This is a genomic window from Mesorhizobium sp. L2C084A000, assembly GCF_000502875.1.
Classification (GTDB): Bacteria; Pseudomonadota; Alphaproteobacteria; order Rhizobiales; family Rhizobiaceae; genus Mesorhizobium.
Window position 1 is genome coordinate 620,700 of the sequence record NZ_AYWX01000001.1, and the last position, 18,229, is coordinate 638,928.

17 protein-coding genes and 1 pseudogene are annotated in these 18,229 nt (G+C 63.7%); 7 read left to right on the forward strand and 11 right to left on the reverse strand.

What is annotated here, in order from left to right; translation table 11 throughout:
* The first annotated feature begins 82 nt into the window (after positions 1-82).
* From X735_RS162740 to X735_RS162725, 4 genes are all read left to right on the forward strand, one after another.
* Positions 83-730 (forward strand): hypothetical protein, encoded by a 648-nt coding sequence (locus X735_RS162740; protein ID WP_023809033.1) that lies wholly within the window; start codon positions 83-85, stop codon positions 728-730.
* A 31-nt stretch (positions 731-761) separates the two neighbouring features.
* Positions 762-1,496: a 16S rRNA (uracil(1498)-N(3))-methyltransferase gene (locus X735_RS162735; RefSeq protein ID WP_023809034.1), complete on the forward strand. Its 735-nt coding sequence runs from the start codon at positions 762-764 to the stop codon at positions 1,494-1,496.
* A gap of 244 nt (positions 1,497-1,740) precedes the next feature.
* Positions 1,741-3,114: a glutamate--cysteine ligase gene (locus X735_RS162730; RefSeq protein ID WP_023809035.1), complete on the forward strand. Its 1,374-nt coding sequence runs from the start codon at positions 1,741-1,743 to the stop codon at positions 3,112-3,114.
* A 100-nt stretch (positions 3,115-3,214) separates the two neighbouring features.
* Positions 3,215-4,255: a DUF937 domain-containing protein gene (locus tag X735_RS162725; protein ID WP_023809036.1), complete on the forward strand. Its 1,041-nt coding sequence runs from the start codon at positions 3,215-3,217 to the stop codon at positions 4,253-4,255.
* Between the two features lie 156 nt (positions 4,256-4,411).
* Here X735_RS162725 and X735_RS162720 read toward each other — a convergent pair whose 3' ends face one another.
* A complete protein-coding gene (locus X735_RS162720; RefSeq protein ID WP_023809037.1) occupies positions 4,412-4,702 on the reverse strand; it encodes a DUF1127 domain-containing protein in 291 nt (96 codons plus the stop codon).
* A 177-nt stretch (positions 4,703-4,879) separates the two neighbouring features.
* Here X735_RS162720 and X735_RS162715 point away from each other — a divergent pair, with 177 nt between their 5' ends.
* From X735_RS162715 to X735_RS162710, 3 genes and pseudogenes are all read left to right on the forward strand, one after another.
* Positions 4,880-5,836, forward strand: a complete 957-nt coding sequence (locus tag X735_RS162715) for a LysR substrate-binding domain-containing protein (protein WP_023809038.1) — start codon at positions 4,880-4,882, stop codon at positions 5,834-5,836.
* Positions 5,837-5,919: 83 nt separating this feature from the next.
* Positions 5,920-7,555: pseudogene (gene xseA, locus X735_RS01000000165500) on the forward strand (exodeoxyribonuclease VII large subunit).
* Between the two features lie 4 nt (positions 7,556-7,559).
* Positions 7,560-8,678 (forward strand): P1 family peptidase, encoded by a 1,119-nt coding sequence (locus X735_RS162710; RefSeq protein ID WP_023809039.1) that lies wholly within the window; start codon positions 7,560-7,562, stop codon positions 8,676-8,678.
* A gap of 53 nt (positions 8,679-8,731) precedes the next feature.
* Here the strand turns inward: X735_RS162710 and X735_RS162705 are convergent, their stop codons facing one another.
* From X735_RS162705 to ehuA, 10 genes are all read right to left on the reverse strand, one after another.
* Entirely contained in the window at positions 8,732-9,052 is a 321-nt protein-coding gene (locus X735_RS162705; RefSeq protein ID WP_245273059.1) for a hypothetical protein, read from the reverse strand.
* A gap of 404 nt (positions 9,053-9,456) precedes the next feature.
* Entirely contained in the window at positions 9,457-10,455 is a 999-nt protein-coding gene (doeB, locus tag X735_RS162700; protein WP_023809041.1) for a N(2)-acetyl-L-2,4-diaminobutanoate deacetylase DoeB, read from the reverse strand.
* 5 nt (positions 10,456-10,460) lie between these two features.
* Entirely contained in the window at positions 10,461-11,639 is a 1,179-nt protein-coding gene (gene doeA / locus X735_RS162695; protein ID WP_023809042.1) for an ectoine hydrolase DoeA, read from the reverse strand.
* A 151-nt stretch (positions 11,640-11,790) separates the two neighbouring features.
* Positions 11,791-12,783 (reverse strand): ectoine utilization protein EutC, encoded by a 993-nt coding sequence (gene eutC, locus X735_RS162690; protein WP_023809043.1) that lies wholly within the window; start codon positions 12,781-12,783, stop codon positions 11,791-11,793.
* A gap of 232 nt (positions 12,784-13,015) precedes the next feature.
* On the reverse strand, positions 13,016-14,008 hold the full coding sequence (gene eutB, locus X735_RS162685) for a hydroxyectoine utilization dehydratase EutB (RefSeq protein WP_031212376.1): 993 nt from the start codon (positions 14,006-14,008) through the stop codon (positions 13,016-13,018).
* 186 nt (positions 14,009-14,194) lie between these two features.
* Positions 14,195-14,971 carry an ectoine utilization protein EutA gene (gene eutA, locus X735_RS162680; protein WP_023809045.1) on the reverse strand — a complete coding sequence of 259 codons (777 nt, stop codon included), beginning with the start codon at positions 14,969-14,971 and terminating at the stop codon, positions 14,195-14,197.
* Between the two features lie 3 nt (positions 14,972-14,974).
* The gene (ehuD, locus tag X735_RS162675; RefSeq protein ID WP_023809046.1) at positions 14,975-15,634 is read right to left on the reverse strand and encodes an ectoine/hydroxyectoine ABC transporter permease subunit EhuD; all 660 of its coding nucleotides are present in this window, start codon (positions 15,632-15,634) and stop codon (positions 14,975-14,977) included.
* A gap of 34 nt (positions 15,635-15,668) precedes the next feature.
* Positions 15,669-16,328: an ectoine/hydroxyectoine ABC transporter permease subunit EhuC gene (gene ehuC, locus X735_RS162670; protein WP_023809047.1), complete on the reverse strand. Its 660-nt coding sequence runs from the start codon at positions 16,326-16,328 to the stop codon at positions 15,669-15,671.
* A gap of 172 nt (positions 16,329-16,500) precedes the next feature.
* The gene (ehuB, locus tag X735_RS162665; RefSeq protein WP_023809048.1) at positions 16,501-17,352 is read right to left on the reverse strand and encodes an ectoine/hydroxyectoine ABC transporter substrate-binding protein EhuB; all 852 of its coding nucleotides are present in this window, start codon (positions 17,350-17,352) and stop codon (positions 16,501-16,503) included.
* An 87-nt stretch (positions 17,353-17,439) separates the two neighbouring features.
* Entirely contained in the window at positions 17,440-18,225 is a 786-nt protein-coding gene (gene ehuA, locus X735_RS162660; protein ID WP_023809049.1) for an ectoine/hydroxyectoine ABC transporter ATP-binding protein EhuA, read from the reverse strand.
* Positions 18,226-18,229: the final 4 nt, after the last annotated feature.

The window sequence follows — 18,229 nt, forward strand, 5'->3', positions numbered from 1 at the left end:
ACCCTGCTGACATGAAAAAGATGCGACGAGCGATATCATGCCGCTCGCATTGCAGCCAAGATGCGTGTCCGGAGAGAAAACTATGCCACTGCAGAACCGGGTCGATCCGTTCGGTACCATCCACGCCGTGCCTGATCGCGGCCTGTTCACCGGCAATCGCGGCATCATCCACGATCCCGAGACGAAGACGCTCAAGAAGAAGCGCTGGGCGCTTCCGGCCTGGATCATCTGCGTCCGCCAATTCCGCGATGTGCGGCGCGAACCGATGGGCCGCAACCGGAAGGGCGGCAAAGCGGGCTGGACCGAGCTGTTCTTCCTCGACGAGGTGACTGCATTGGCTGGCGGGCATCGCCCCTGCTTCTTTTGCCAGCGCGAACGGGCCAGGGATTTCGTCGGCCGCTTCGGCGACGCCTTCGGCATTGCCGAACCGCGTGCGCCGATGGTCGACAGGCGGCTGCACAAGGAGCGGCTGGCCTCGGGCGGCAGGCCGCCAGTGGTTGCGGTTGAAGACCTTGCCGGCCTGCCGGACGGCGCCATGGTCGCGGATGGCGCCACGGTTTATGCTTTGCGTCGGGGCAAGACGCTGCGCTGGTCGTTTGCCGGGTATGGGCATCCCGGCGATTTCGGCCTGCTCAACGGCAAGACACTCTCGCTGCTGACACCGGCCACAACGCTCGCCGTGCTGGGGTATGGCTTTCGGCCGGTGTGGCATCCGACCGCCGAGGCTTGACGCCGGCAGCCGGCTCGCTCATTCCTCGGCGATGCGCGCCAATTACAAGATGCAACGTCTGTTCGTGCCCGACGATCTCGCGCCGGATGTAGAGTTCGACGCCGGCCAACAGCAGAGCCACTATCTCCTGCATGTGCTGCGGCTTGGCGAAGGCGCCGAAATCCTGGTGTTCAATGGCCGCGGCGGCGAGTGGTCGGCGGCCATCGCGGCGAAGACGAAAAGGTCGGTTCGACTGAAGGTGTCGGCGCTGCAGCGACCGCAGCCGCCGCTGCCCGATCTCGTCTACTGCTTTGCGCCACTGAAGCAGGGCCGGCTCGACTATCTCGTGCAGAAGGCGGTCGAGATGGGCGCCGGCGTCCTGCAGCCGGTCATCACCCAGCACACGCAAGTGGCCAAGCCGTCGATCGATCGCCTGCGCGCCAATGTCGTCGAAGCCGCCGAACAATGCGGCATCTTGGCGGTACCTCAGGTGCACGAAGCCGAAAAATTCGACCGCCTGCTGATCGGCTGGGACACAGGGCGACGGCTGATCTTCTGCGATGAGGATGCTTCGACCAACAATCCGCTGGCCGCGCTGCAGGCGGTCAAGGAAAAGAAGCTTGGGCTGCTGGTCGGGCCGGAGGGTGGCTTTTCCGACGACGAGCGCAAGATGCTGCGCGCCCTGCCCTTCGTCACCGCCATTCCGCTCGGCCCGCGTATCCTGCGCGCCGACACGGCGGCGGTGGCCGCGCTCGCGGTGATGCAGGCGACAGTCGGAGACTGGTAAGACCTCGCCTCTTGCAAGGAATGGGCAGCGCTGCCACGTTCAATTCCTGTTGACCTGTGGCTCAGGATTTTTCGCTTGATCGTCTGCTGACATTTCGTCCATTTAGCGCCGGCGATCGTCCGATCGTCCTACAGCGCCGGCCTCCTTTCGGACGTGCAAAGGACACTGTAGCATTCCATTGGGGCATATGATCCCCAGCGAAAGTCGAAAGCCGATTTTCGGGGTCATGTGCAGAGGGTTCATAATGGCGCGCGATACGACCGATTTCCGCCCGATCGAAGGTGTCGACGAACTCGTCGAGCATCTGGCCGAAGGCAACAAGCCGCGCGACAAATGGCGCATCGGCACCGAGCACGAGAAATTCCCCTTCTATGTCGACGGCAATGCACCGGTCCCCTATGGCGGCGAGCGCGGCATCCGCGCCATTCTCGAAGGCATGCAGTCAAAGCTCGGCTGGGATCCGATCGTCGATGACGGCCGCATCATTGGCCTGGTCGAACCGACCGGTCAGGGTGCGATTTCGCTGGAACCCGGCGGCCAGTTCGAACTTTCCGGCGCACCGCTGGAGACGATCCACCAGACCTGCCGGGAGGGCAACGCCCATCTGGCGCAGGTGCGCGAGATCGCCGAGCCGATGGGCATCCGCTTCCTCGGCCTCGGCGGCAGTCCGAAATGGTCGCTGGCCGAGACGCCGAAAATGCCGAAATCGCGCTACGAGATCATGACGCGCTACATGCCCAAGGTGGGCACCAAGGGCCTCGACATGATGTACCGCACCTGCACGATCCAGGTGAATCTCGACTTCGAGAGCGAGGCGGACATGCGCCGCAAGATGCAGGTGTCATTGAAGCTGCAGCCGCTGTCGACGGCATTGTTCGCCAATTCGCCTTTCACCGAAAGCCACCCGAACGGCTTGCAGAGCTGGCGCGGCGACATCTGGCGCGACACCGACAACCAGCGCTCGGGCCTGCTCGAATTCTGCTTCTCGCCCGATTTCGGCTTTGCCGACTATGTCGAATGGGCGCTCGACGTGCCGATGTATTTCGTCATCCGCGACGACCGCTATCACGACATGACCCACATCACCTTCCGCCAGTTCATGGCCGGGGCCGCGCGCAATGAAGTGCCGGACGGGCTGCCGACAATGGGCGACTGGGCGAACCATCTGTCAACGCTGTTCCCGGACGTGCGGCTGAAGCGCTTCCTCGAGATGCGCGGCGCCGATGGCGGGCCATGGCGGCGCATCTGCGCGCTGCCGGCCTTCTGGGTCGGATTGCTTTATGATGAGGCCGCACTCGATGCCGCCGAGGCGCTGACCTCGAGCTGGACGTATGAAGAAACGCTGGCGATGCGCAACGCCGTGCCGGAACAAGGCATTTCCGCACCGTTCCGCAACACCACGCTGCGCGAGATCGCGCGTGACGTGATGGTCATTTCCCGCATGGGGCTGAAGAACCGTGGCAAGAAGAACCGCGACGGCTACGACGAGACCTCCTTCCTCAACACGTTGGACGAAGTCGTGGCGCGCGGCACCACCAGCGCCGAGGAGATGCTGTCGGCCTATCACACACGCTGGGGCGGCTCGATCGAGCCGGTTTTCATGGAATACGCCTATTAACCCTCGGATCTGGGAAAGCTGACCGGCCGGCAAAAGTCGCTTCAATCGGAAGTGGAAACAAACTAGGCTTCTTCGGCGAGGATTTCCGGAGGAGAGACCAATGCCTTCCTTGTTCGACATGCTGACGCAGGCCCAGAACGGCAACGGCATGCAGGCCCTTGCCCAGCAATACGGGCTTTCGATGCAGCAGACGCAAGCCGCGGTCGCCGCATTGCTGCCCGCCTTTTCGCAAGGGCTGCAGCGCAACACCGCCGACCCTTACGGGCTCGGCGCCTTCATGACGGCGATGGCCAGCGGCCAGCACGCCAAGTATTTCGAGGACGCAACCCGGGCCTTCTCGCCGCAAGGCGTCGATGAGGGCAACGGCATTCTCGGGCACCTGTTCGGCTCGAAAGACCTGTCTCGCGCCGTGGCCAGCCAGGCGGCGCAAGCCAGCGGCGTCAATCAGCAGATCCTGCAGCAGATGCTGCCGGCGATCGCCTCGATGGTCATGGGCGGGCTGTTCAAGCAGACGACAAATCAGATGCAGGCCGCCGGCGGTTTTGGCGGCGGCAACAATCCGCTCGGCGAGATCATCGAGCAGATGATGCGGCAAGGCGGCGGCATGCAGGCCCCGGCGCCGCAGCCGCACCAGGCGCCGCCACCCCAGAACCCGATTGACAACCCGCTCGGCAAGGTATTGCAGGACATGTTCGGCGGCGGTGCGCCTCAGCCACAGCCGCAAAGCCAGCCGCAGCCGCAGCCCAATCCCTACGGCGACAATCCGCTCGGCAAGGTGCTGCAGGACATGTTCGGCGGTGGCGCGCCTCAGCCGCAGCCGCAAGGGCGGGCGCAGCCGCAGCAGACACAAAGCCCCTACGGAGACAATCCGCTGGGGAAAATCTTCGAGGAGATGCTGCGGCAAGGTGGCGGAGGCTTAGGCGGCATCCCTGGCGGACAGCCGGCGCCGCAACAGCCTCAAGCGCCCCCACAGCAGCGTCAGGCACCGCAGCCACAGGTCAATCCGAGCGGCCGGCCGAAAAACCCGTTCGACGACCTGTTCGGCAAGATGTTCGAGACCGGCGCCCAGCAGCGTGACGACTACCAGAAGGGCGTGGAGACGATCTTCGACCAGTTCAAGCGGGATATGGATCGGCGGTAGCGGTCTTCGCTGAGGTAGAAAGAGAAAAGCCCGGTCCTGGGAGGACCGGGCAGAGTGCAGGCGGGCCGGGGGGATCCGGCAGGGAGTGGGAGCCTGCATACTCGACAGTCGCATCGAACCCCGAAAAGGTTCACGACCTAAACAACAAGCAACAGATCAGGCCACCTTGCGGGCGATGTCCTCGATCGTTTCGACGCGATCGCTGGCGATTTCGCGCAGCATCGCCGTCGGGTCGCGGCCAAACGGCACGTCGATGGCGACGTGCAGATCGGCGCGCGTCAGGCCGATATCGGCGAGTTCGGCGTCCGACATCTCGCCAAGACGGTAGAAGGCGCGGCGGTTTTTCCAGGCGCGGTAGACGTTGGAGACAGTGTTGGCCACGCGAGTCGCAACGGCCGGACGCGAGGTGATGCGCGAGGTCTCGGTGGCGAAATCGAACGTGGTCATTGTCGGTCTCCTTCAGACTCGAACGGGCAAAGCCTTGCATCGGCGCTGGCGACAGCGGCCGTTCCGGCTTCGATTCACATGCCTTCATGTGGACAATAGCAATTTGCCATCGAGTGATTGATTAATCCAACGAATGTTTCTAATCTTTACCATCAACACTAGTGATGGATCATGTCGATGAAATCGCCGCTCGATCTCGATCAATTGCAGACCTTCATCTCGATTGCCGATACCGGCAGCTTCACCAGGGCGGCCGAAGAGGTGCACCGGACCCAGTCGGCGGTTTCGATGCAGATGCGCCGGCTGGAGGAGCGACTCGGCAAGCCGCTGTTCGAAAAGGACGGGCGCACCAACAGATTGACCGAGGAAGGCGACAAGCTGCTCTCCTATGCGCGGCGGCTGCTCTATCTCAACCGTGAGACGCTGGCTGCCTTCGATGACCGGCGGCTCGAAGGCACGATCCGCATCGGCACGCCCGACGACTATGCCGATCGTTTCCTGCCCGAGATCATGGCGCGGTTCACGCGCTCCAATCCGCGCGTCGAACTGACCGTCATCTGCGAGCCGACGCCGGGGCTGGTCGAGCATATCAAGCGCGGCAATCTCGACCTCGCGCTGGTGACTCACAACGACGTACGCGGCCAGTCGGAGGTGGTGCGGCGCGAACCGCTGCTGTGGGTCACCTCGGCCAACCATGCGACGCATGAGCAGGAAAAACTGCCGATGGCCTTTGGCCGGCCGAACTGCATCTGGCGGCGCGCCGCCGTCGATGTGCTCGACCAGCAGAACCGCGACTATCGCATCCTGTTCACCAGTTTCTCGGCCACCGTCATCACCGCCGCGGTGCTTTCCGGGCTGGCGATCTCGGTGCTGCCGGAATGCGCGCTGCGGCCCGGCATGCGGGTGCTGAGCGAAGCCGACGGCTTCGGCGCCCTGCCCGATTGCCGCATCGGTATCATGCGCGGCCAGACGTCGCGGCCGGAGATCGTCGATGCGCTCGCCCGCCATATTTCGGAAAGCCTGGACAATATCTCCGTCCCGGTCGGCGAAGACCCCGGGACATTCGATTTCGCAGCACTGGCCTTCACCAAGCTGCGGCGGACCAAGCCGAACCAGATTCTGCCCGGCTGGTAGGCAGGGTCAGGTATCCGGGTTATGAACGGCTGGCCCGACGCAACCGCCTTGACGCGGGCGCCCAACCGTTCCCCAATCGGCCGATGAGCGAAGCAGCATCCGAATCACGCACCAACGCCGCCGAATATACGGTGAGCGAGATTTCCGGCGCGCTGAAGCGCACGGTCGAGGACGTTTTCGGCAATGTGCGGGTGCGCGGCGAAATATCAGGCTATCGCGGGCCGCATTCCTCAGGTCATGCCTATTTCGCGCTGAAGGACGACCGCGCCCGGCTCGACGCCGTGGTGTGGAAAGGCACGATGAGCCGGCTGAAATTCCGTCCCGAAGAGGGCATGGAGGTGATCGCCACCGGCAAGCTCACCACCTATCCCGGCAAGTCCAACTACCAGATCGTCATCGACAACCTGGAGCCTGCCGGCGCCGGCGCGCTGATGGCGCTGCTGGAGGAGCGCAAGCGGCGGCTACAGGCCGAGGGTCTGTTCGACACCGGCCGCAAGCGGTTGCTGCCATTCATGCCGCGCGTCATCGGCGTCGTCACCTCGCCGACAGGATCCGTCATCCGCGACATCATCCACCGCATCAAGGACCGCTTTCCGTTGCACATCCTGGTCTGGCCTGTGCGTGTTCAGGGCGAGACGTCAGGCACGGAAGTGACTGCTGCGGTCAACGGCTTCAACGCGCTGGCATGGGATGGCGCCGTCCAGCGTCCCGATCTGTTGATCGTGGCGCGTGGCGGCGGCAGCCTCGAAGACCTCTGGGGCTTCAACGACGAGGCGCTCGCCCGCGCGGTTGCCGCTTCCGGCATTCCGGTGATCTCGGCTGTCGGCCACGAGNGAGACCGACTGGACGCTGATCGATCTCGTTGCCGATGTGCGGGCGCCGACACCAACGGGTGCAGCCGAAATCGCCGTGCCGGTGAAGGCCGATCTCGAAGCAACGCTTGCCAGCCTCGGTGCACGGCTGAAAGCGGCGGTCCTGCGCAATTTCGAGCGCAAACGGCAGGCTGCCCGTGCCGCCGCCCGGGCTCTGCCCTCGCCCGATCAATTGCTGGCGCTGCCGCGCCGACGCCTCGATGAGGCGACATCCAGGCTCGGCCGGGGCCTGTTGGTCTCCACCGAACGCAAGCGTGCAAGGTTTTTTGCCGTAAAGCTGACACCGGCAATGCTGTCGCAGCGCATTGCCGAGGCACGGCGCACCAACGAACGCAATCTTTTGCGAGCACAAGGGGCATTGCGCACGTTGGCAAGAGCCCGGCGTGCGGAGCTTAACCGGGCGGCAGATCAATTACCAAAATGTGCCAGGGCATCGCTGCAGCGGCACAAGCAGCAATTGACCATGCTGCAAGGCCGCATCACGATCGAGCCAACGGCACGGCGGCAACGCGTGCAGAGGGATTTGCTGACAGCTTTGACAAGACGCGGCACGCAAGCAGTGGTGCTCAGGCTGGAGCGCCTGCGCGGCCGCGTCGTCCAGGCCGACAGGCTGATGGCGTCGCTGTCGCACAAGGCCGTCCTGGCGCGCGGCTTTGCGCTGGTGAGGGATGCGGATGGCGCGGTGATCAAGCAGGCTGCCGATGTGGCGTCGGGAATGGCGCTTTCGCTCGAGTTCGCCGACGGCGTCGCCGATGCGGTGGCGATCACCGGCACGGCAAAACCGAAAGCCGTAGCCAAGCCGGCGGCCAAGGCCAAAGAGCCCGGCAATCAGGGATCCCTGTTCTGACACCATGACCAACAATCCGCATCATCTGACAACGCCCTCAGGCAAACCGCGCGCGCGAAATTTCGGCATCGGCTTCGACGGGCGGCCCGGACCGTTCAATGCGATCACCGATGTGCCCGGCGTCGCGGTCGGTTATGCGACGCTGATTTCGGGCGATGGCGCGCTTGTCGTCGGCGAGGGACCGGTGCGCACCGGCGTGACCGCGATCCTGCCCAGACCGCTGGCGGATCTCGCCACCCCGGTCTTCGCCGGCATCTTCAGCCAGAACGGAAACGGCGAACTGACCGGCTCGCACATCGTCGAGGAAACCGGCGCTTTCAACTTCCCGATCACCATCACCAACACGCATTCCTGCGGTGTTTCACGCGACGGCACGCTGCGCTGGATGCAAAGCGTGCTGCCGGCAGCGCTCGACAGCGGCTGGGGGCTGCCGGTGGCGGCGGAGACCTATGACGGCTTCCTCAACGACATCAACGGTCACCATTTGACGTCAGCGCATGTTGCGCAGGCCCTCGACGGCGCCGCCGGCGGAGCGATCGAGGAAGGCAGCGTCGGCGGCGGCACCGGCATGATCACCTTCGGCTTCAAGGCCGGCTCCGGCACGGCATCGCGCATCGTCGAATGGCACGGCCGTGCCTACACCGTCGGCGCCTTCGTGCAGTCTAATTTTGGAAAACGGCGCAATATCACCATTCGCGGCCTGCGCGCCGGGCCGGAGCTTCTCGAACCGGCGGTCCGCGAAGGCACACCGCGTGCTGAAAAGGGCTCGATCATTGCCGTCGTCGCCACCGACGCACCGTTCCTGCCGCATCAGATGAAGCGGCTGGCCCGACGGGTGCCGCTCGGCGTCGCCATGACCGGCGGCTTCGGCTATCACAGCTCAGGCGACATTTTTATCGCCTTCTCAACCGCCAATGCGAGCGCAGCGCTGGCGCCCTCCGGCCGCATCGCCAGCGCCAATTTTATTCCGGACACCGATATCGATCCGTTTTTCGATGCGGTGATCCAGACCGTGGAGGAAGCAATCCTCAACGCGGTGGTTGCCAACGACGATATGACCGGACGCGACGGAAATTTCGTGCCGGCGCTGCCGAAGGCGTGGCTGAAGGAGAAGTTTGGCTGAAGAAAAAAACGCGGGCCAGAAGCCCGCGCTGGAACAACGTCGCCGCTATGCGATCATTCCGCGGCTTTTCCGGGGGGCTGCTGGCTTTCCTCGGCCTCGGCGGCTTCCTCAAGCCGGGATGCGATAAGTTCCTGGATATCGCCGACTTCTTCCTGGATGTCCTCCAGCGGGATGCCGACCTCGGCCGCCTCGGCGGCGCACTCCTTGGCCAGGGTTTCGGCCTGCTTGTCGATCCTTGCCTGGGAGGACTGGCAATGGACCTTTTCGCCGATCCATCCCCGCAAGAATTCGATGGCGTGTTCACTCATACTGCTGTTCCCTGGCGGCAAAGCCGGTTGGTAATCATAAACGTCGACATCCCGCAAAGGATGCATGTCCCCATTCCAGCCGAGTCGCGGTCGGCCGGCAAGCCAATGCCGTCCAAGGTCCACAGAGCCATAGGAAATCGAGGGGTCAAGAGCATTTTCTGATTCTGGAGGAGTCGGTACCGTTGGCTAGGTCACGCCCAGCGCTGCGCCACTGTTTCTATTTGCTTTTTTCCGGTTTCCGAGCCGATTTCCGTCACAATAGATGGCGCAACATACTACACATTCACAGTTGCTTCGAGGTGTGGCCCTCGAGCGCGCGGGTCGAAGCCGCCGCTATATAGTGACATCCTCCTGCAATGTCGACTCCGCTCGCCATGCTGCTTCTTTCCGCCGCGCCGAAGGCTCCGCAACGGACCAAGAGCAAGTGACGATGGACGCGAACGGGGTGGAGCAAGCCTCGGCGGAATCGCTCAGACGGGCACAGCCACCACCGCCGCGCAGTCGCCGGCCTTGACCAGCCCGGGGAAATGCCGCGCCGCCAGCATGCCCGACATTTTTGCCTGGATCTCCTGCGGGGCGATGCCGGTGCGGCCGGTGGAATGGATGCGCGCCAGCACCGCGCCCTTTTCGACGGGTTCACCGAGATCGACCATGGTTTCGATCATGCCGTCATCTTCGGCGAAGGAGAAACAATCGCCCGATGGCATATCCAACCACTGGGTTGAGGTCTTCTCCACCGCACCGGCGACAATGCCGGCGTGGCGCAGCACGTTGAGAATGCCGTGCCGCGCGATCCGCACGGTTTGCGCGCGCGACGTGCCGCCGCCGCCAAGCTCGGTGCTGACGAAGACCTTGCCCATCTCCTCGGCTGCCGTGTCATACATGCCGATGGCGTCGATTTCGATCATGCGCATCGAGAACGGGGCGGCGAAGGCTGCGACCGCGTCGAAGGCTTTCTGTTCCAGCGCCTTGTCGGGCAAGGTGTGCGCGGCGCAGAACGGCACGAAGTCCAGCGTCTTGCCGCCGGAATGGAAGTCGAACACGATGTCGGCGCGGGGGAGCAGCTCACGCTGGAAATAGTCGGCGATCTTTTCGGTCACCGTTCCGTCCGGCCGGCCGGGAAAGCTGCGGTTCATGTTGCCCTTGTCGATCGGCGAGGTGCGCTTGCCGGCACGGAAGGCCGGATAGTTCATTGCCGGCACGATGATCACCGTGCCGCTGACATCTTTCGGGTCGAGCGTGCGGGCGAGATCGTAAAGGGCCAGCGGTCCCTCATACTCATCGCCATGGTTGCCCCCGGTCAGCAGCGCTGCCGGCCCGTTGCCGTTGCGGATGACGCAGATCGGGATCATCACCGAGCCCCACGCGGAATCGTCGCGGCTGTAGGGCAAGCGCAGGAAACCGTGCTGGATGCCGTCGCGGTCGAAATCGACGGTCGGCGCGATCGGCGACGGGCGGGTGCTGGACATCGGGCTCAATCCTTCACCGCCAGCTTACGCGGCACATTGGCCAGGCACTCTACACCGGTTTCGGTGATCAGGATGGACTCGGTGATTTCCAGTCCCATCGTTTCCAGCCACAGGCCGGTCATGAAATGGAAGGTCATGCCGGGCTTGAGTTCGGTGCGGTCGCCGGGACGCAGGCTCATCGTGCGCTCGCCCCAGTCCGGCGGATAGGACAGTCCGATCGAATAGCCGGTGCGGTTGTCCTTGATGATGCCGTATCGCTTGAGGACACCGAAGAAGGCGTTGGCAATGTCCTCGCAGGCGTTGCCGGGTTTCGCCGCGGCCAGCCCCGCTTCCATGCCTTCCAGCGTCGCCTTCTCGGCATCGAGGAATTCCTGCGTCGGCTTGCCGAGGAAGACGGTGCGCGACAGCGGGCAGTGATAGCGATTGTAGCAGCCGGCAATCTCGAAGAAGGTGCCCTCGCCCCGCTTCATCGGTCTGTCATCCCAGGTCAGATGCGGCGCCGAGGCATCGGCACCCGACGGCAGCAGCGGCACGATCGCCGGATAATCACCGCCGATACCGTCGACGCCGCGCGTGCCGGCATCATAGATTTCGGCAACGAGATCGCATTTGCGCATGCCGACCTCGATCTTGTCGAAGATGCGCTGGTGCATCGCTTCGACGATGCGGGCCGCCTTGCGCATATAGTCGATCTCGGTCGGGCTCTTCACCGCACGCTGCCAGTTGACCAGCGCGGTGGCATCGACAAAGCGGGCATTGGGCAAATGCTTCTGCAGCGACGCGAAGGCGGCCGCCGAGAACCAGTAATTGTCCATTTCGACGCCGACTGTCAGCTTGCCCCAGCCGCGATCCGCAAGCACGCTCGCCAAAAAATCCATCGGGTGGCGCTCGGTCGACTGCACATAGTGGTCGGCATAGCCGACGATGTTGTCGTGCGCGAGATAGGCGGTGCGCTTGGCGCCGTTGGCGTCCTGGCCGCGGCCGTACCAGACCGGCTCGCCCGAAGGCGGCACGATAACCGCCTGGTGCACATAGAACGACCAGCCATCATAGCCGGTCAACCAGGCCATATTGGAAGGATCGCTGATAACAAGAAGATCGACGCCCTTCACCTCCATGGCTTTGCGCGTTTTGGCGAGACGATCCGCAAATTCGCCGCGCGAGAACTTCAGGTTCGGTTGCATTGTTCTTGGTCCTCGTTTGTTGGGCCTTGCGGCCGGTATCAGCTTTGAATCCAACTCGTCGTTCTTGTTTGAGAGTGATCTCTGGACAAAACGGAAACTGTTTGTCCGAGAAAACCTGTTCCCACTTTTCCGGATCACGCTTTGGCCAGCATCAGCTTTCGAAAATCGTTCCGGAGTTGGCCACCCTCGCGCGATCTCGAGCGAGCGTGGCGATCGCCGTGTCCTGGACGCCAGTGCCGGTGAGGTCGGCGATGGTGATGTCGCTGGCCGAGCGCCGGCCATGTTTTTCGCCGGCGATGATCTGGCCGAGTTCGGTCACCTCTTCCTCGGCGGCCATCACGCCCGCCGCGATGGCATGGTGCAGCTCACCCAACCGCCTTGTCTGGCGGGCACTGTCGGCGACATAGAGATCGGCCATGCGCAGGATTGCCGGCGCGATTTCGTTCTTGTGCTCGGCGTCGGATCCCATGGCGGTGATGTGCTGGCCGGCAACGACGAAGCCGGCCTTGATCAGCGGCTCGGTCGACGGCGTCGTGGTGACGATGATGTCGGCGCCGGCGACCGCGTTTGCCGCGTCCGGCTCAGCGCGCACGAGAATGCCGAGCTTTTCGCGCAAAGCTCCGGCTGTCGCCTCGGCCTTTGCCGCATCGCGTGCCCAGATGCGCGCCTCGGCGATCGGCCGCACCAGCATGAGTGCTTCCAATTGCAGCCCGGCCTGGACGCCAGCGCCGAAGATCGCGGCAACGGACGAGTCCTGCCTTGACAGATGTTTGGCAGCGACGGCGCCGGCAGCGGCCGTGCGGACGTCGGTGAGATAGCCATTGTCGAGCAGCAGCGCTTCAACCAGGCCGGTCTTGGCTGACAGCAGCACCATCATGCCGTTGACGCTGGGCAGGCCGAGCTTCGGATTGTCGAAGAAGCCGGGGCTGATCTTGATGGCGAAACCGTCAATGCCAGGCACATAGGCGGTCTTCACGTCGACCTCGCCGCGATGCTCGGGAATGTCGAGCCGCAGGATCGGCGGCATCGCCACCGGCAGGGTAGCGAGCGCGCGGAAAGCGTTTTCAATGCAGGCGACGGCATCGAGATCGAGTGTCACGATCGCCCGCAACTCTTTCTCGGTAAGGATGGTCATCCGGCTCATGCGGCGCGCTCCGGAGGGGCAAGCTCTGCAAAGGACAGCGTTCTGTCACACCCCCCTCTGTCCTGCCGGACATCTCCCCCGCAAGGGGGGAGATTGGACTTCATCTTTGCCTTCGCCAATCTCAGACGCCGCAAGAAAAGCGGCAGCATCGAAGCTGCCGATCTCCCCCCTTGCGGGGGAGATGTCCGGCAGGACAGAGGGGGGTGTGAAGAAACTCGGCGTGAAAGACGTTTCATCCGGCGCGACCCGCATTTATCGAAGTGTCACCGCAGACGATTTTCCGATGCAGCTCCATATCAATGTTTCGGCCAGAAAGAAGCACAACCACCGGCCCGTTCGCCGTAATCTTGCCGGCGAGCAGTGCGGCGATGCCGACCGCGCCGGCGCCCTCGACGATCTCGCGCTCCTGCGCATAGGCGTGGCGGATGCCGGCGGCGATCTCGTCTTCGCTGAGCAGGACGACATCGTCGAGCAGGTCGCGGCACATGGCGAAGGTCAGCCGGTTGTCGAGGCCGATGCCGCCGCCGAGCGAATCCGCCAGCGTCGGCAATTCTTCCACCAGCACCGGCTGGCCCGCATCGAGGCTGGCCTTCATCGCCGCGCCACGCGCCATCGAAACGCCGATGACTTTTGTCCGGGGACTGACGCCTTTGATGGCTGCAGCAACCCCTGAGGCGAGCCCACCGCCGGAGAGCTGGACCAGAACGAGGGCGGCATCCGGGACCTGCTCGATCATCTCAAGCCCGAGCGTGCCTTGCCCGGCGATAATGTCGGGATGGTCGAAGGGCGGCAGCATCACCAGCCTCTCTTGCGCCACCAGCCGATCGACCTCCTGCTGGGCATCGTCCTGGCTGTCGCCGACGATGCGGACCTCCGCGCCCAGCCGGCGGATCTCGTCGAGCTTGTTGCCGGGCACCAGGCGCGACATGCAGATTACGGCGCGCATGCCCTCAAGCTTCGCCGCATGCGCCAGCGCGCGGCCGTGATTGCCGGTCGAGGCCGCGACCACGCCCCGCGCCTTCTGTTCGGCGCTGAGCGAGGCGACGGCGTTCGAGGCGCCACGCAGCTTGAAGCTGCCGGTGGTCTGCCGGTGTTCGAGCTTGAGGTGAACCGACACGCCGCAGCATTCCGAAAGGCTATGGGACAAAACTGTTGGCGTGCGCTCGATCTTGTTGGCGATACGCTCACGGGCGGTACGGATGTCGGTGAGGATGACGGCGGGCATCACGAAACGCCCCCCTCTGGCCTGCCGGCCATCTCCCCCTCAAGGGGGGAGATTAGCGGCTGCAACACTTTCGCCAATTGTCGATGTTGCAGGAAGAGCGGTGACGCATGAACTGCCAATCTCCCCCCTTGAGGGGGAGATGGCCGGCAGGCCAGAGGGGGGTGCTCGCTCACACTGGACATAATCTTACTGAACCAACGGCAACGTCATCAGCCGCCCGAACTCAGGATGCGGCGCCTCATCCCCGCACAATCTCAGGCAGTTCCAGGCGGTTGCCTGGTTGCTGGTCACCACGGGGCGTCCAATAGAATTTTCCATGCCGGTGACCGCGAGGGCGCTACGCAGCGCCGTGCACGACACGAACAGCGCATCGGCGCTGGCGTCGGTCGCTTCCCGCGCAAGATCGACAAGCGTTGCCGGTGCGATGCGCGCCATCTCGCGGTCGTCCTCGAAACCGAGGCAGGTGAAGCTGACGATCTCGAAGCCGCGTGCCGCAAAATAGGCGGCCATCGGCCTGGATGTCTCGACCGTGTAGGGAGTGAGGATGCTGAGCTTGTTTGCGCCCAGCGCACGCAGCCCGCGCACGCCCGCCATCGGCGGTGTGACTACCGGAACGCCGGGCTTTGCGACCTGGATCGCCGCCTCGATCTCGGCATCGCCGATCACCACCGAGGCCGAAGTGCAGGAATAGCAGATGGCATCGAGCTTCTCGTCCGGCAGGATCAGAGCCGCGCCCGCCGTCAGCGCCGGCTGCATCTTGCGCAGGTTTTCGGGCGTCGTCGGGTTGGCGTAGGGAATGCGCGCGACATAGACGCCGACCCGCTCGCCCGCCACCATGCGGCGGAAATCCGGTTCGCTGGTATGGTCGGTGGCCAGGATAATCAGGCCGACGCGCCGCTCCAGCGGGCGCGCATCCAGCGCCGGCCGCTTCGGATAGACCTTGATCTCGGGCAAGGGTTTCATCGGCTACCTCTCGATCTTGCCGTAGCGGCGTTCCAGCCAGCGCAGCAGCATGACCGAAAACAGACTGATGACCAGGAAGAAGGCACCGACCAGCGTGATCGGTTCGATATAGCGATAGTAGGTGTTGGCGACGCTTTTGGCCTGGTTCATCAGCTCCAGCACAGTGATCGCCGACAGCAGCGGCGTTTCCTTGAACATGGCGATGAAATAATTGGCGAGCGCCGGTATCATCGGCGGGATAGCCTGCGGAATGATGATGTTGGTCCAGGTCTGCGTGGCGCTCAGATTGCACGCCTTGGCCGCTTCCCACTGGCCGCGCGGCACATTGTCGATGCCGGCGCGATAAACTTCCGCCGTGTAGGTGCCGTAGTGCAGCCCGAGCCCGATGACACCGGCTACCAGCGGCGGCAGCAGGATGCCGATGTCGGGCAGCACGTAGAAAATGAAATAGAGCTGCACCAGCAGCGGCGTGCCACGGATGAATTCAGCCGCCCAGCCGACCGTGCGCGACAGCGCCTTGTTGGGCGAGCGGCGCGCAAGCGCAATGCCAAGCCCGACGATCGCCGCCAGCACCGAGCCGAGCAGCGTCGCCAGGATGGTGATCTTCACCCCCTGGATCAGCGTCGGCATGATTTCCCAGACGAAGTTCCAATCCCACTCCATCAGCAAGCCCAATTTATCAGAAGGGAATTGGCCATCAGGCACGCACCCCATCGAGGCCGCGCGCCATGCGTCGTTCCAGCGAGCGCACGCCCCACGAGATGAGCAGGGCGAGGACGAAATAGATGATCAGGATGGTGGTGAACGGCACCAGGGTGTTGCCGGTCTGGGCGCGCACCACCTGCGCCTGGAAGGTCAGGTCGGTGAGCGAGATCAGCGACACCACGGCGGTCGCCTTGAGCAATTCGATGGCATTGTTGCCAAAAGTCGGCAGCATCACCAGCAGCGCCTGCGGCAGGATGATGTGGCGCATGCCTTGCCAGCGGCCGAGATTGAGCGCTGTGCAGGCCTCATACTGTTCGCGGCCGATCGACTGGATGGCGCCACGCACCACTTCGGCGGCATAGGCGCCGACATTGAGGCCGAGCGCCAGCACGCCGGCCTGCAACGGGGTCAGCGAAATGCCGATGAAGGGCAGCACGAAATAGGCCCAGAACAACTGCACGAAGATCGAGGTGCCGCGGAAGAATTCGATGTAGGCGGTAGCCAGCGCGCGCAGCACGAAGAAACGCGACAGCCGCCCCATTCCGGCAAGAAAGGCCATGAACAGCGCAAGCACCGACCCCATCAGCGTCAGCTCGATGGTGACAAGCGCTCCCTGCAATATCAGGCCGAAATAGCCGGACCACTGGGTCATCTAATGTACTGTTCCACCTGGACGTTTGGTCGAAGCCCCCTCACCCGGCCTCCGCTACGCTCGGCCGACCTCTCCCCGGCGGGGAGAGGAGACCACCAGCGTCGGCGCCAGCCTCTTCTCCCCAGCCGGGAGAAGGTGGCCCGAAGGGCCGGATGAAGGGGTCTTCCTTACTTCACTTCGCCGCGCAGAGCTTGTCGCGGCTGGTCGACATCGCGGCCGCCGCCGAGAAGCCGTAGGGCTCGATGATCTTGGCGAACTCGCCTGATTTCTTCATCTTGGCCAGTTCTACGTCGAAGGCGTCGCGCAGTGCCTCGTCGCCCTTCTTGAAGGCGGCGCCGTCGCAATAGACCGGTGCGCCCTGCACCGGAGCGATGACTTCGAGGTTCGGATCGTTGGCCTTCTTGACCAGATCATTGATCGACAGGACGGGCAGCGAATAAGCGTCGATGCGGCCATCCTGAAGCATCTTCACGCCGCTCTGGCCATCCGGCACGACGATGACGCGATCGCGTGGCACGCCGGCATTGAGGGCGAGCTTCTCCTCGGTGCCGCCGCCCGGCGCACCGATGGTCGCAGTCGTATCCTTGGCGACATCCTCATAGCTCTTGAAGCCCTTCGGATTGCCCTTCTTCACCAACATCGCCTCGGCATCGCAAAGCACCGGCTCGGAATAGACGACGGCGGCGCAGCGTTCCGGCTTCATGAACAGGCCGGCGGTGACGACATCGAAGCGACCGGCCTGCAGGCCAGGGATCATGGCGCCATATTCGGAGATCGAAGCGGCGACGTCGGCGACGCCGAGCCGCTTGAATATCTCGCGGGCCACATCAGGCGCGGCACCCGAAACCTTGCCGTCGGCGGCGACCGCCGTATAGGGCGGCTCGTTGGCGATGGCGAGGCGGGCGAAACCTTGCGCCTTGAGCTGTTCGAGCTTGCTGTCATCGGCCGAACCCACGTTCGAGGCGGCCAGCACCGCCGCCAACGCAAGGCTGGCGACGCCAGCCAGAATGCCAAGTTTTTTCATTGTTCCCAACTCCTTGTTTCTTGTCTTGCTTTGTTACGAGGCGGCTCTCGCCACCTCGGGACGACTTCGTCGCCTTGGGCATTGCGGTCAGACGCGATGTCCGGCCGCGATGATCTTCTTCAGGAAGCCTTGCGTGCGCTCCTGCTTGGGATTGCGGAAAATCTCGTCGGGCTTGCCCTCCTCGACGATCCTGCCACGATCGAAGAACAGCACCCGGTCGGCGAAATCATGGGCAAAGCCCATCTCGTGGGTGACCAGCAGCATGGTCATGTCGGTCTCGGCGGCAAGCTTGCGCATGACGTTCATCACCTCCTCGACCAGCTCCGGATCGAGCGCCGACGTCACCTCGTCGAACAGCATGATCTTTGGCGACAGCGCCAGCGCCCGGGCGATCGCCACGCGCTGCTTCTGCCCGCCGGAAAGCTGTGCCGGCATGCTTTTCGCCTTGTCGGCCATGCCGACCATCTCGAGCAGTTCCATCGCCCGCTTTTCGGCGGCCGCACGCGGCGTGCCCTTGGTCAGCATCGGCGCCAGCGTGACATTGTCCATGACGCATTTGTGCGGAAACAGGTTGAACAGCTGGAAGACCATGCCGATCTTCTGGCGCATCCTTGTCAGGTGTCGCTCATCGGCGGGCAGCAACTGGCCGTTGCGTTCCATGTGATAGAGCTGCTCACCGTCGATCTGGATATGACCGCCATCGATGCGCTCCAGCGTCATCAGGATGCGCAGGATTGTCGTCTTGCCCGAGCCCGACGGGCCGATCAGTGCCAGCTTTTCGCCAGGCATGACCTGCATCGACAGGCCGTCCAGCACTTTGAAAGTGCCGAAGCTTTTTGAAATGGCGTCGATCTTGATGATGGGCGTGGGCACTGCA